This window comes from Pseudomonas sp. Pse1 (assembly GCF_024519635.1).
Taxonomy (GTDB): Bacteria; Pseudomonadota; Gammaproteobacteria; order Pseudomonadales; family Pseudomonadaceae; genus Aquipseudomonas.
Genome location: NZ_JALJRO010000005.1, coordinates 1 through 14,127 on the forward strand (window position 1 = coordinate 1; position 14,127 = coordinate 14,127).

At 60.9% G+C, this 14,127-nt stretch carries 13 protein-coding genes; 1 reads left to right on the forward strand and 12 read right to left on the reverse strand.

What is annotated here, in order from left to right; translation table 11 throughout:
• On the forward strand, positions 1–2,483 hold a 2,483-nt coding region (locus tag NR126_RS09140), incomplete at its 5' end, for an RHS repeat domain-containing protein (RefSeq protein WP_306218744.1).
• A 465-nt stretch (positions 2,484–2,948) separates the two neighbouring features.
• Here the strand turns inward: NR126_RS09140 and NR126_RS09145 are convergent.
• The 12 genes from NR126_RS09145 to NR126_RS09200 form a co-directional block, all read right to left on the reverse strand.
• Entirely contained in the window at positions 2,949–3,935 is a 987-nt protein-coding gene (locus NR126_RS09145; protein WP_027619920.1) for an amidohydrolase family protein, read from the reverse strand.
• Positions 3,932–4,504: a 3-hydroxyanthranilate 3,4-dioxygenase gene (locus tag NR126_RS09150; RefSeq protein ID WP_027619921.1), complete on the reverse strand. Its 573-nt coding sequence runs from the start codon at positions 4,502–4,504 to the stop codon at positions 3,932–3,934. The genes NR126_RS09145 and NR126_RS09150 overlap by 4 nt, the downstream gene beginning before the upstream one ends.
• A 10-nt stretch (positions 4,505–4,514) precedes the next feature.
• Positions 4,515–4,940, reverse strand: a complete 426-nt coding sequence (locus NR126_RS09155) for a RidA family protein (protein WP_027619922.1) — start codon at positions 4,938–4,940, stop codon at positions 4,515–4,517.
• A 24-nt stretch (positions 4,941–4,964) separates the two neighbouring features.
• On the reverse strand, positions 4,965–5,735 hold the full coding sequence (locus NR126_RS09160; RefSeq protein ID WP_027619923.1) for a 2-keto-4-pentenoate hydratase: 771 nt from the start codon (positions 5,733–5,735) through the stop codon (positions 4,965–4,967).
• Positions 5,732–6,760: a 4-hydroxy-2-oxovalerate aldolase gene (gene dmpG, locus NR126_RS09165; RefSeq protein ID WP_027619924.1), complete on the reverse strand. Its 1,029-nt coding sequence runs from the start codon at positions 6,758–6,760 to the stop codon at positions 5,732–5,734. The genes NR126_RS09160 and dmpG overlap by 4 nt, the downstream gene beginning before the upstream one ends.
• A gap of 10 nt (positions 6,761–6,770) precedes the next feature.
• Positions 6,771–7,706, reverse strand: coding sequence for an acetaldehyde dehydrogenase (acetylating) (locus tag NR126_RS09170; protein ID WP_256830059.1), 936 nt, complete (start codon positions 7,704–7,706; stop codon positions 6,771–6,773).
• An 11-nt stretch (positions 7,707–7,717) separates the two neighbouring features.
• The gene (locus NR126_RS09175; RefSeq protein ID WP_027619926.1) at positions 7,718–8,530 is read right to left on the reverse strand and encodes a fumarylacetoacetate hydrolase family protein; all 813 of its coding nucleotides are present in this window, start codon (positions 8,528–8,530) and stop codon (positions 7,718–7,720) included.
• Between the two features lie 14 nt (positions 8,531–8,544).
• On the reverse strand, positions 8,545–10,011 hold the full coding sequence (locus NR126_RS09180) for a 2-hydroxymuconic semialdehyde dehydrogenase (protein WP_105753840.1): 1,467 nt from the start codon (positions 10,009–10,011) through the stop codon (positions 8,545–8,547).
• A gap of 104 nt (positions 10,012–10,115) precedes the next feature.
• The gene (locus tag NR126_RS09185) at positions 10,116–11,078 is read right to left on the reverse strand and encodes a LysR substrate-binding domain-containing protein (RefSeq protein ID WP_105753839.1); all 963 of its coding nucleotides are present in this window, start codon (positions 11,076–11,078) and stop codon (positions 10,116–10,118) included.
• Positions 11,079–11,150: 72 nt separating this feature from the next.
• A complete protein-coding gene (locus NR126_RS09190) occupies positions 11,151–11,864 on the reverse strand; it encodes an HNH endonuclease (RefSeq protein WP_256830060.1) in 714 nt (237 codons plus the stop codon).
• A gap of 115 nt (positions 11,865–11,979) precedes the next feature.
• The gene (locus NR126_RS09195; protein WP_105753837.1) at positions 11,980–12,504 is read right to left on the reverse strand and encodes a Bro-N domain-containing protein; all 525 of its coding nucleotides are present in this window, start codon (positions 12,502–12,504) and stop codon (positions 11,980–11,982) included.
• A 367-nt stretch (positions 12,505–12,871) separates the two neighbouring features.
• On the reverse strand, positions 12,872–14,119 hold the full coding sequence (locus NR126_RS09200; RefSeq protein WP_027619933.1) for a ribonucleotide-diphosphate reductase subunit beta: 1,248 nt from the start codon (positions 14,117–14,119) through the stop codon (positions 12,872–12,874).
• Between the last annotated feature and the right edge of the window lie 8 nt (positions 14,120–14,127).

Genomic DNA, 14,127 nt, shown 5'->3' on the forward strand with positions numbered 1-14,127 from the left:
ACGGTCTGGGGCGCAGCACCGAAGAAACCGATGCCCTGAGCCGTACCACCCGTTACGGCTACGATGAGTTCGATCGCATGATCAAGAGCACCTTGCCAGACGACGTGATGGTGACACGACAATATTCTCCCCATAGCACTGGCGAGTTACCCATTACGATCCAGGTGACTCCCAACGAAGCCGGACAGCAGCCCATCCGGGTCGGAACACAAACATTCGACGGCCTTGAGCGACTCACTCAGCTCAACGTTGGCCCGCGTGTGGAAACCTATGAATACAGTGGCAGCCAGTTTCAGGTCAGCAAACGCACGACTCCCGCAGGCCAGGCCATCGATTATTTTTATGTGCCTGAACTGACGGAACAGCCGATCCGAATCGAAACCATCGAAGATAAACAATCGCGGTTCCATTACGACCCGAAAACGGCCTATCTGGGTTCATCCAGCAATGGCCAGGGCCAGCACGATTTTGACTATGACAGTGCGGGCAACGTGACAGAACATCGATGGAGGGTGGATGGCAACACCTGGACCAATCACTATCGTCATTCGTTGGGCGGTCGCCAGCTGATTCGCAAAGATGTCGGCGATGTCGATTGCCAATACTTCTATGAAAAAACCACAGGCCGGCTCCACACCCTGGACCACGGGTATATCCAGGCGCAATTCGAGTACGACACCCAAGGCCGCTTGCTGCGTACCACTTGTCGGGATTTGTCGGCCGGGGCCAGCCTGACCACCGAACTTGGCTACGACGATCTGGGCCGCGAGACATTGCGCACCCTCACGCCAAACGACCAGCCGCCGCGCATTCTGCGCCAGACCTGGCAAGCTGACGATCGCTTGCAAAGCCGGCATCTGCAAACAGCGGATGGACGCAGTCTGCTTCTGGAAGAGTTCGGTTATGACCAGCGTGGCCGTTTGGAACTGCACCTCTGCTCGGGAGATGAACTGCCCAGGGATCGCCATGGCAATGAAATCATCGAACAACTTTTCCTGTTCGATGCACTGGACAACATCACGCTGTGCCGCACGACATTCAAGGACGACAGCCGCGACGAGGCCGAGTTTTCTTACAGCAGCGATGATGCCTGCCAATTGTTGAAGGTCACGCATACTCACCCTTCCTACTTGCCGCAGAGCGTAGAGTTCGAGTATGACGCCAACGGCAACATGCTCAATGATGAACAGGGTCGCAGCCTGCAATATGACAGTCAGGGGCGCCTGGTTGCTGTCAGCGATAGACATGGCGTTGCCCTGACCGACTATCGTTATGACCCGCACAACCATTTGTTCGGCGTGAAAAACACCGGGCAGAACGAGACCTTGCGTTTCTATCAAAACGATCGGCTTAGCGACACGGTTCAAGGGCCGACGCACACTCAGTACCTTGCCAGCCTGAGGCAACCGTTGGGGCAGCAGCAACCCGACGACGCTGGACAAACCCTGTTACTGATGACGGATGGCAAAAGCAGCGTGATCGGCGAGACCCAGCAAACCACGCTGCGAACCGAGACCTACAGCGGCTATGGTGAGCGCGATGCAAACAGCACGATGAGAAGCCGAATGGCGTTCAATGGAGAAGTGTGCGAGGACATTACCCAGTGGTATTTGCTGGGCCGCGGTTATCGCGCCTACAACCCCTGCCTGATGCGCTTTCACAGCCCCGATTCGCTCAGCCCGTTCGGGGCTGGCGGGATCAATCCCTACATGTATTGTGCCGGCGACCCCATCAACTTCAGTGACCCAACCGGGCACTTCTTTGATTCCGGGTGGTTCCATGTATTTTTTGGCTTTGTGGAAGCTCTATCCGGGGCGGCAACCGGGAACGCGGTGCAATTACTTGCCGGGACAACCCAGATTTCGGCCGGTCTCGCAATGTTGACTACCGACAGCGACTCGGACAAACAAGCCCTCGGGCAGGTCGCCGGTATGGCTTCAATGATTGGCCTTCTTTCAGGCGTCGGTAGGTCCGGGGTTGTGTCACTGATTAAAAAACCTAAAGCAATCCCAAAAATAACCAATAAATTTTATACAACCAACAATCACTTCAACACCACTATTAACAGACCGCGCAGTGACAGCTCGCCCGCGATCCTGCAACGTGGCAAAGCAGCGACAAGAAACCAATCAACCATGACCGATGTCGCGCGAAGAGCCAGTGCACCCACACTCTCAAACAGCGATGATGTTTTACGCAGAGGCAGCATTTCGGTCTCGAATGATGCCCCCTTCACTACAAGTGAAGCCTATGTCGAGCAGGTTCTTAGTTCGAACAGGCTGCAAGCGCCTACGCCCCCGATTCCTGAGCAAATTGAAAGCTTCACCACGTCAAAACCGATGAAGGGCTTCAAAGCTCAGTCTGAGCTTACGGCCGACGTTCGACAAAACGCATATAGACGATCAGCAGGTCACAGTTACCCCCCGCCGGGCGCCGGCGTTTTTAATGGTGCCGGTGGAACGCTAGCACTTAGGAGGAATTAAGTAAGTCGCACCCCATTAATGCAATGATCTTTATTGCATTAATGGGGATTACTTCGAACACTGCAGGTCAGCCGCAACAACTGAGAGTTATCTCATATCCCCCCCCCTCCCCCCCCCCCCCCCCCGCAACCCCGGCAATTGCCGGGGTTGCGTCTTTTCTCCCGATCCTGGCAATGCGGCGTGAATAACACACCGCCTTCGCGAGCAAGCTCGCTCCCACAGGTACCGCTGAGTCAGACACAAACTCCGCATCCAACCTGCATCTACTGTGGGAGCGAGCCTGCTCGCGATGGGGCCGGCACATCCAACATTTGCATCGCCTGATACACCGCCATCCACCCTGTTCAGTGACTGACACACCGTCTTCGCGAGCAGGCTCGCTCCTGCAGAAGGCAATTGTGAGGCACGAAAAAAAGCCCCCTATCCGCACGCGAACAGGGGGCCAGGTGGCCGAGCCAAAGGAGATCAGAGGCCGAAAAATGCCTGGGCGTTGCCGGCAGTAATACGCTGCTTGTCGCTTGCAGAAAGTGTGGGGTGCTCAAGGACACCCGCACCGATTTGCTGCTCGCCCAGCGGGAAGGGCGCATCGGAGCCGAGCATTACGCGGTCGGTGCCCATCACCTCCACCAGCAGCTTGAGCGCACGCTGGTCGAAGACGGCGGAGTCGACATGGAAGCGCTTGACGTAGCTGGACGGCAGGTTCGGGCAGTCTTCGCGGACAATGTCGCGGTGGTGCCAGGCGTTGTCGACACGGCCGAGCAAAAAGGCGAAGCCGCCGCCGCCGTGGGCGAAACACAGACGCAGGGACTCGGGCAGGGTTTCGAAGGCGCCAGAGAGAATCAGCGAGAGGATGCCGAGTTGGGTTTCCGCCGGCATGGCAACCAGCCAGGGCAGCATCCACTTCTTCATGCGCTCGTGGCCCATCATGTCCCAGGGGTGAACGAGCAGAGGGATGTCCTCGCTGGCGCAATGGTGGAGGAAGGTGACCAGGCCGTCATGATCGAGATCGTGGTTGCCGACGTGGTTGCCGATCTGCACGCCTATGTGTCCGCAGGCCTTGGCACGGCTGGCCTCGCGGCAGGCGGCATCAATGTCCTGCAGCGGAACCTGGGCCAGCACCTTGAGGCGGTCCGGGGCATGGGCGGCCATTTGCAGTGCGCGGTCGTTCATCAATTGCGCCCAGGGCAGGGCGCGTTCAATGGGCTGGTCATAGCCGAACATCACCGGGGTGGCGCACATCACCTGGATATCCAGGCCTTGCTCGTCGAGATGTTCGAGGCGTCGTACCGGGTCCCAGAGCACATCATGTACCGGGCGGAAGGGTTTGTTGCCGAGCATGATCTGCCCGCGCCGACCTTCGGTACGCAGCCACGGCGCGCGCTCCGGGCTTAGGCGGGCAGCTTCCTCCTGGCTGATGGTGGGGAAGAAGTGGGAGTGGATATCGATCTTCATGCAGGGTGGAACTCCTGGAGTGTCTGGTGCCAGGTCTGCCAGTCACGGCCAGGATGAACCTCACCGCATCCCGCGCAGCGGCGCTCTTCGTCTGTTGTGGCGTAGAAGCGTTCGTACACCGGCGGCAGGTCGGCGACGATGCTTTCCAGTTGCATCTCATAGCGTTTGATCAGGTGGCCACAGCGGGCGCACGACCACTGCAGGGCATCGTGGAGGCCGGCCGGGCGCTTGCGCTCGATGACCAGGCACAGGCTGCCGGGCTCGGGGCGCTGGGGCGAATGAATGACATGGGGCGCCATCAGGTAAATGTCGCCCTCCTTGAGGTTGATCCGCTCGTACTGGTTGCGGTCCCAGATGTTCAGATAGGCGTTGCCCTTGAACTGGTAGAAAAACTCTTCCACCGGGTCGTCATGGAAATCGGTGCGCTGGTTGGGACCGCCAACCACCGTGACCATGAAATCGCTGCCTTGCCAGACCTGCTGGTTGCCCACCGGTGGCTTGAGCAGGTGGGCGTGGTCTTCGATCCAGCGATTGAAGTTGAGTGGCGGGCTGAAGTGGTGCTTGTCCATTATTATTCTCTCAGCGTAAGCGCGGCGCGTAGGCGATGGCCTTGATCTCGATGCGCAGGTGTGGGTGCGGCAGTTGGTGGACGGCGACCGTGGTGCGGGTCGGCCCGGTTTCGTCGAAGTATTCGGCATAGACCTGGTTGTAGCCGCCGAAGTCGTTTATATCGACCAGGAAGGTGCTGATCTCCACCAGGTTGTCGAGACTGGCGTTCTCGCTGGCGAGAATGTCACGGATGTTCTCGATCACCGCGCGGGTCTGCGCGCGGATGTCCAGGTTGGTGGTGCCCATCTCGTCCACTTCGACGCCGACGAAGCTGTTGTCCGGGCGGCGCGAGCTGGTGCCGGAGACGAACAGGAAGTCGCCGGCGCGCTTGATGTGGGGGAAGCGGCCGCGAGGCTTGGCCTTGCCGGCGACCACGGTGGCGCGATTGTCACTCATGATGAGGTTCCTTGTGAGTTCGGCTCAGGCGCGCACACTGAAGCTGCTTTCGCCCAGGCCCTGGATTTCGACGCTGACATGCATGCCCGGACGCAATGCTTCGGCGGCGGTAGCTGCTCCGGCCATCACCAGGCTACCGGCGGGCAACACCCGTTCGGCGTCGTGCAACAAACGCGAGGCCTGCACCAGGCTGCGCAGCGGTTGGCCGAGGATCGCGGCAGTGGAGCCGACCTGCACTGCGCGGCCGTCCAGGCGCATGACCACGCCGGCGTTGGCCAGCGCGGAAAAATCCCGCGACCAGGGGCCGACGGTCAGGCCGGAGGAGGAACAGTTATCCGCCACCACGTCCTCCAGGCTGAACTTGAAGGCCTGGTAGCGCGAGTCGATGATTTCCAGTGCCGGTGCCACGGCCTCCACGTAGTCCGCCGCCTCCAGCAGGGTCAACGGGCGGTCGATATCCCGGCGGGTGAGGAAGCACACCTCCGGTTCGGCGCGCGGGTGAATGTAGCGCGACAGGTCGACCAGGCCGCCGTCCTCTTCCAGCATGGCATCGGTAAGCCAGCCCCAGATCAAGCTGTCGACACCCATCTGGACCATCTTGGCGCGGCTGGTGAAACCCAGCTTGATGCCGATGCAGCGTTCACCGTCGTCGTAACGGTGCTGCATGGCGCCGAGCTGGATGCGGTAGGCGTCTTCCAGCGAGAAAGGCGTCTCGAGGCTGAACTGGGCCAGCGGTCGAGCACGCCGTGCGGCCTGGTCGAGTGCGCTGGCGATGCGGGCGATATCGGTGTTCATGGGCGGTTCTCCGGGCGCTGGGCCAGCAGATCAAGGGCGACGTCAACGATCATGTCTTCCTGGCCGCCGACCATCCGCCGCTTGCCCAGTTCGACGAGAATGTCGAGGGTCTTCAGGCCGTATTTGGCAGCGGCCACTTCGGCATGGCGCAGGAAGCTGGAATAGACCCCGGCATAGCCGAGGCCGAGGGTTTCGCGGTCGACCCGCACCGGACGGTCTTGCAGCGGGCGCACCAGGTCGTCGGCGGCGTCCATCAGGCGGTACAGATCAGTGCCGTGGTTCCAGCCCAGGCGATCCGCAGCGGCGATAAACACTTCGAGAGGTGCATTACCGGCGCCGGCGCCCATGCCGGCGAGGCTGGCGTCGATGCGGTCGCAACCTTCCTGCACGGCGACGATCGAGTTGGCCACGCCGAGGGACAGGTTATGGTGCGCGTGCATGCCGGTCTGGGTGTCGGGCTTGAGCAGGGCCTTGAAGGCGCGCATGCGGTCGCGAATGTCATCCATGTTCATCGCGCCGCCGGAGTCCGCCATGTAGATGCACTGCGCGCCGTAGCGCTCCATCAGTTGTCCCTGCCGGGCCAGTTCTTCGGCCGGGATCATGTGGCTCATCATCAGGAAACCGACGGTGTCCATGCCCAGCGTGCGGGCATATTCGATGTGCTGCCGGGCAACGTCCGCTTCGGTGCAGTGGGTGGCCACCCGCACCGAACGCGCGCCGGCGTCGTAGGCGGCTTTCAGGTCGTGCACGGTGCCGATGCCGGGGAGCAACAGCACGGTGAGGCGGGCGTGCTCGATGACGTCGGCCGCCGCCTCGATCCATTCCAGGTCGGTGTGGGCGCCGAAACCGTAGTTGAAGGACGAGCCTTGCAGGCCGTCGCCGTGGGTCACTTCGATGGAATCGACGCGGGCCTGGTCGAGGGCGCGGGCAATGGCCTGGACCTGTTCGAGGCTGTACTGGTGACGGATCGCATGGCTGCCATCACGCAGGGTGACGTCGGAGATATACAGCTTCTTGCCGTTCATGGGGCGTTCCTCAGGCGTTCAGCAGCGATTGCGCCATGCGCTCGGCGGTGGCCAGCGCGGCGGAAGTCATGATGTCGAGGTTGCCGGCGTAGGCCGGCAGGTAATGGGCGGCGCCTTCCACCTCGAGGAAAATCGAGGTCTTCAATCCGCTGAAGCGGCCATGGCCGGGGATGTTCAGTGGCGCCGACTCGGGGATCAGGTCGAACTGCACCTTTTGCTTCAGACGGTAGCCCGGCACGTAGGCCTGCACGGCGACGGCCATTTCCTCCACGCTGGCCTCAATGCGCGCCTGATCGGCGGCCTCGGACAGCACGAACACAGTGTCGCGCATCATCAGCGGCGGTTCAGCCGGGTTCATGACGATGATCGCCTTGCCCTTGGTGGCGCCGCCTATGACTTCGATGGCCTTGCTGGTGGTTTCGGTGAATTCGTCAATGTTGGCGCGGGTGCCAGGGCCGGCGGATTTGCTGGCGATGGAGGCGACGATCTCGGCGTAATGCACCTTGGCCACCCGCGACACGGCCGCGACCATCGGGATGGTTGCCTGGCCTCCACAGGTGACCATGTTGACGTTGAGCGCCTGCAGGTGCTGTTCCAGATTGACCACCGGCACGCAGTAAGGACCGATGGCGGCCGGGGTCAGGTCAATCAGGCGCAGGTTCGGCTTGTGGCTTCGCAGCAAGGCGTCGTTCTTCACATGGGCGCTGGCGCTGGTGGCATCGAAGACGATGTCGATCTCGTTGAAAACCGGCAGCCGGGTCAAGCCCTCGACGCCTTCGTGAGTAGTGGCCACGCCCAGGCGTGCGGCGCGGGCCAGGCCGTCCGACACCGGGTCGATGCCGACCATGGCGCCCATTTCCAGGTGCTGAGCATTGCGCAGCACCTTGATCATCAGGTCAGTGCCGATGTTGCCGGAGCCGATGATCGCGACTTTGAGTTTGCGCATGGGGACTCCTCTCAACTGCGGCTGGCAAAGGCGGCGCTGACGCTGCCCAGGCCCTGGATATGGGCGGTGAAGTGATCGCCCGGCTGGGCTGCGACCATCGGGCCGAGCGCGCCGGTCAGCAGGATGTCGCCGGCGCGCAGCGGCTCGCCGAGGCGGGCCATGGTGTCGGCGAGCCAGACGGCGGCGTTCAGCGGGTTGCCCAGACAGGCCGCACCGGCACCGACCGATACCGGATCACCGCGCAGGGTCATGCTCATGCCGCAGCGCACCAGATCCAGGCGGTCCAACTGCACGGGGCAAGTACCGAGCACGAACAGGCCGGACGAAGCGTTGTCGGCGATGGTGTCCACCAGCCGGATGTCCCAATTGGCGATGCGGCTGCCGACGATCTCAATCGCCGGCAGCGCAAAGGCGGTGGCGCGGATGAGGTCGGCCACGGTGTGGCGTTCGTGGGGCAGGTCGTGCTCCAGCACCAGGGCGATCTCGGCCTCGACCTTGGGTTGGGCGCAGTCCGCCCAGTCGATTGGCTGGCCATCGCCACGAGCCATGTCGGCCAGCAGCAGGCCGAAGTCGGGCTGGTCGACGCCCAACTGGGCTTGCACCGCCGGACTGGTCAGGCCGATTTTTCGCCCCACCGGGCGGCGCCCGGCGGCTATCGCGAGTTGATTGTTATGGCGCTGCACGGCGTAGGCCAGAGCCATCGCGTCGGCATCGGGCTGGTCGGCCAGGGCGGCGGCGATCAACTCGCGAACCGCTGGGCAGGGTTGGCCGCTCAGTTGCGCCTGGCGCAGGCTTTCAGCGGCTTGGAGGAGGGCTGCATGCATAGGAATTCTCCTGCTCAGGCGTTAACGCAGACGGTGGTGGCTTGGGAGTAGAAGTCCAGTGAGTGACGGCCACCCTCGCGGCCCAGGCCGGAGAGTCGTGCCCCACCAAATGGGGTGCGCAGGTCACGCAGGAACCAGGTGTTGACCCAGACCATGCCGACGCGCAACTGGCCGGACACCTTGTGCGCGCGCTTGAGGTTGGTGGTCCAGACGGCGGCGGCCAGGCCGTAGGCGGAATCGTTGACGCGGCGGATCACCTCATCGTCGCGGTCGAACGGGGCGACGTGACAGACCGGACCGAAAACTTCCTCACGCACGCAGTGGGCGTCATCGGACAGCCCGGTCCAGATCGTCGGTTGCACATAGGCACCGTTGTCGCGGGCGTCGCCGAAGTGCGGCACACCGCCACCGGTGACCACCGTCGCACCCTCGCGGCGGGCCAGTTCGAAGTAGCCGAGCACCTTGTCGCGGTGCTGGTGGGAGATCAGCGAACCCATGTTCACGCCGTCCTCGTCCGGGTAGCCGATCTTGAGCTTTTCAGCGCCCTCCTTGAGGGCGGCAACAAAGCGCTCGAAGATCGGTCGTTCGACGTAGACCCGTTCCGAGCACAGGCAGACCTGGCCGGAGTTGGTGAAGCTGGAGCGCAGCACGCCTGCGACGGCGGCGTCGAAGTCGCAGTCGGCGAAGACCACGGCGGCGTTCTTGCCCCCCAGTTCGAAGGACACTTCGCGCACGCCCTCGGCGGCCGCTTTCATGATGGTGGCGCCGGTGCGGGACTCGCCGGTGAAAGTAATGGCATCGACATCGGGGTGACGGGTGAGGAATTCACCGGCCGAGTTGCGCCCCAATCCATGCACCAGATTGAACACGCCGGCCGGCACGCCGACTTCCTGCATGACTTCAGCCAACAAGGTGGCGGTGCTGGGGGATTCTTCCGACGGCTTGACCACCACCGAGTTGCCGCACGCCAGCGCAGGCGCGACCTTCCAGGTCAGCAGCAGCATCGGCAGGTTCCACGGTGAGATGATCGCGACCACGCCGTGAGGTTTGCGCAGGGTGTAGCTGAAGACGTCGCTGGCGTCGGCGGTGCGCATCTCGTAATACTCGCCGCCCGCTTGGCGAATCAGTTCGGCGAAGGTGCGGAAGTTGTGCACGCCACGGGCGATATCCAGGGTCCGGGCCTGCTGGACGGGGCGACCGGTATCGGCCACCTCGGCGGCAACGAACTCCTCGAAGCGACGCTCGATGCCATCGGCAATGCGCACCAGCACATCCGCCCGCTGATCGGCGCTGTAGCCGGCCCAGGGACCGTCTTGAGCCGCTTTGGCCGCAGTGACCGCACTGTCCACCAATGCTGCGTCGGCCTTGCAGACCCGGGCCAGGGTTCGACCGTCGATGGGAGAAACCTTGTCAAAGGTCGCGGCGGTCGCAACGAACTCGCCGTTCACGAAATGGCGCAGCAGGGGCAGGGGATGGGTCACAGTAACCTCCGATTCTTGGATTTTCGGAGGAGTCTATGGGGTCTTTCTATTAGCGAGTAATCAAATGATCGCTGTCAGATATTAGTGATTGGAATAGTCATTGCTCAATCCTGCGGTGCGCCATGTTGCTCTTGAGCGGCCTGCTCCAGACACTCGCGGAACAACCGTGCGGCCGGCCCCAGTTCGCGGTTGCGAGCATGGAAATAGCCGATGTCGCCGAACTGCAGATGGGCGCCCAGGTCCAGGGTGGCCAGCAGCCCGGCTCCGGTGAATTGACGGGTGGCGTCCAGGGGCATGACCGCGATGGTCTGCTGGTCCTGCATCAGACTGATGTTGGTGAGAATCGACAACGACTCGACCACGTTGGGGGGGGCGGTTAATCCGGCGTTGTCGAAAAGACTGTCGACGGTGCGGCGCAGCAGCGAATCGCGGGTCGGCAGCACCCAGGGATAGTCGAGCAAGGCCTCGAGTTTGACCGGGTCCTGGCCCGCCAGCGGGTGGTTCGCGCCAGCAACGACGGCCAGCTCCTCACCATAAAGCACCTCCGCCGCCAACTGAGACGATTCGTGATACCAGCGCCAGTCATCCGGGACACGCCCCACCACCAGGTCGACCTCGCCCACGGTCAGGGCCGGGAACAACTGATCCATCTGGCCGACCCGCAGTGACACCAGCACCTTCGGCGCCCGTTGCTTGAGCAATTGCAGGGCGCGCGGCAGCAGCGAACTGGAGGCGGAAATCAGCGTGCCCACCAGCACCTGCCCCGAAGTGCCCTCCTGGTAGGCATTCACCTCGTCGGTCAACGAACGCAACTCGGCCAGCAGCGACTTGCTGCGCCGCGCCACCAACTCACCCAACGCCGTAGCCCTGACCCCCCGATTCCCCCGCACCAGCAAGGGCGCGTCGAAATAGGATTCCAGCTCGTGAATGATCTTGGTGACGGCGGGTTGAGTCAGGCTCAACGCCTGGGCAGCGCGCAGCAGGGAGCCACTCTGAAGGACCTGGTCAAACACCATCAACTGATAGAACTTGAGTTTGCGTGCGACGGACAGATGGGTGAACTGCATGCTAGACCTTCGAGTGACGGACTTTTTGTGGGGCGCAGCATTGCATATTTGGGGTGGGGGGGTTCAAGCCAACTACTCGGGTCTTAACCGTTTCACCTTAAGATAAAGCGAAGCGGTGAACGCATCCCGATCACTGGAATAGTGACAACGTCGGTGACAGTTCGGGCATAGCGCTACCGCATTGCTCGGACGATCGGAACCGTCCTGTGCCAAATGCCTAACGTGATGAACCTCGAGAAAGGGTTGGCCGGACTTTTCAAACGGAGCCGGTTCGCCGCAGCCTTGGCATATACCTTTAGCCTGTTGGCGCACCCACGCCCTCACTCCGGGATCGCGAACGAACGATTTACCGTTGGACTGAGTTTGCTCCGGTTTCTCAATGCCCTTTGGCTCGACTTCAATCGGTCGTCGCTCAAGCTTTAAAGCGCGCAGCTCCAGCGTTGCCTCGTCGGCTGTCGGGACCAAGTCCTCGGGAGTGATAGGGCCTGGAGCATTGAGGGCTTCACGAATGATCTTGGTAACGCGGGGGCCGACATTCTTGGCGGGTTTGTAGCCCTCAATGGGGCGACGCCCGAGTTCTTCCAACACGGTGGAAATGTTCTGCATCCGAAACTCAACAGAGCTTTTGGTCCGACCGGCCAAAGCGCCTTCGCGCAAGACGCGATTTTCATGAGCCTTGTTGATCGCCTGACCAGCTTGCTCGCGAGAAAGCATGTTGAGGTAGGCATCGACGGCAGCTTGAATTTCTACCTCAGTCCAATCGCTGTTGCTCTTTTTCGTATCCATACAATCGCCGAGGGTTAAATTCCCTCGGACGATACTGAGTGGCCACTACGGCTGTCTACGAAAATTCCTACATCAAGAAATGAGAAATCTCGCAAGTGGTCCTACAAGCTGCCGTCTAACCCATAGACGACTGAAACACGCGCGCAACCTTCTGCCACCAAGGCTTCGATGCAGGCATTCGCTGTTGTGTGTGATCGAGCAATAGATACGGCATGTCGCGCAGCCGAATCCAAGCTTCATCCTGCCAATGCAGCAGACTTAGCGACATCTGCGGCCAATCCAACACACTCAACAGCGGCCGATCCGTATTGTCCGACTGCTCCGCATCACGTAAGGCCGGGACCACTTGATGGGTAATCCACTCACGCAGCAACCGATTGGCGGGTGCGTAGTGATACACCAACAGCGCATACACACCAGACTCGCTGAGCATCAACTGCTGTTCCGGTTGCCGGTAATACTCAATACACAGTGTGCGGTGTTGGTCTTTGTCGAGCTTGTTGACCATGCGTTCGCTCAGATGGAAACCCATCAAGCGGCCGATATCCCGGGCGCAGAACCATGGTTGGTTTTCTAGGAGGAGGGCGTGGAGGGGGAGGTTGTGGCGGGTGAAGGCTGTTACAGGCAAGGAATCAGGCATATCCATTAGCTCTACGTATAGGTTTTTGAGAGCCTGACCCCCAACGTAGATTGGACTTAAGAAACTCCAACGAACAAAGCCTTTGCATGTCGATCGATAAATCACCGAGGTGATTGCGCGTCTTTGCAATTGGCTAAGCTTTCTACGTTGGGCGTTTCTTAGGCACCTGCGATAGAGGTTAGAGGTGCATCGGAAGTGCATCAATTCGGAGGTTGCCGTAAGTGCCGTAGGGCTTGTAGCGTTATGGTGTAGGGATGAAAAATGTTCAATCCCTCCCAATAAAAACAAAGCCCCGATCAGATCGGGGCTTTGTTTTTTTCGTTTTGACGATTCAGGTTTAACCGTCAAATCGGGATGAACTAGGCAATCAATCCCAGCTCAAAGCACCACCCGTTTGATATTCGATTACCCGAGTCTCAAAGAAATTCTTCTCTTTCTTCAAGTCCATGATCTCGCTCATCCAAGGGAACGGGTTAGTGGTCCCTGGGTACTCTTCCTTCAAACCGATCTGCGACAGGCGACGGTTGGCGATGAATTTGAGGTAGTCCTCCATCATCGCGGCGTTCATGCCCAGTACGCCGCGTGGCATGGTGTCGCGTGCGTATTCGATTTCCAGTTGGGTGCCTTGCAGGATCATTTGCGAGGCTTCTTCCTTCATTTCGGCGTCCCACAGGTGTGGGTTTTCGATTTTGATCTGGTTGATCACGTCGATGCCGAAGTTCAGGTGCATGGATTCGTCGCGCAGGATGTACTGGAACTGCTCGGCGACGCCGGTCATTTTGTTGCGACGGCCCATGGACAGGATCTGGGTGAAGCCGCAGTAGAAGAAGATGCCTTCCAGAACGCAGTAGTAGGCGATCAGGTTGCGCAGCAGTTCCTTGTCGGTTTCGACGGTGCCGGTTTCGAACTTCGGATCGGAGATCGAACGGGTGTATTTCAGGCCCCAGGTGGCTTTTTTCGCGACCGATGGGATCTCGTGGTACATGTTGAAGATTTCGCCTTCATCCATGGCCAGCGATTCGATGCAGTACTGGTAGGCGTGGGTGTGGATCGCCTCTTCGAAGGCCTGGCGCAGGATGTACTGGCGGCACTCCGGGTTGGTGATCAGGCGGTACACGGCCAGGACCAGGTTGTTGGCAACCAGGGAGTCGGCGGTGGAGAAGAAGCCCAGGTTGCGCATCACGATGCGGCGCTCGTCGTCGGTCAGGCCTTCCGGGTTTTTCCAGAGGGCGATGTCGGCGGTCATGTTGACTTCTTGCGGCATCCAGTGGTTTGCGCAGCCGTCCAGGTACTTCTGCCAAGCCCAGTCATATTTGAACGGGACGAGCTGGTTGAGGTCGGCGCGGCAGTTGATCATGCGCTTTTCGTCGACTGCGACGCGGGCGGAGGCGCCTTCCAGTTCAGCCAGGCCTTCGGCGATATCGAGTTTGTCGAGGGCGGCCTTGGCGCGAATGATCGCGGCCGAGTCGGTGGCGGTTACCGCGCGCGCTTCGAGCGCGGCAGCACCACCGGCGCTGTCGAGGCGGTCCATGTTGGCTTCGGTTGCGTGGCCAGCATTGGCGCCTTTGGCGACAACTTCGCCGTCTTCTTTATCGAATTCGTCCCAGCTCAGCATGACGTGTC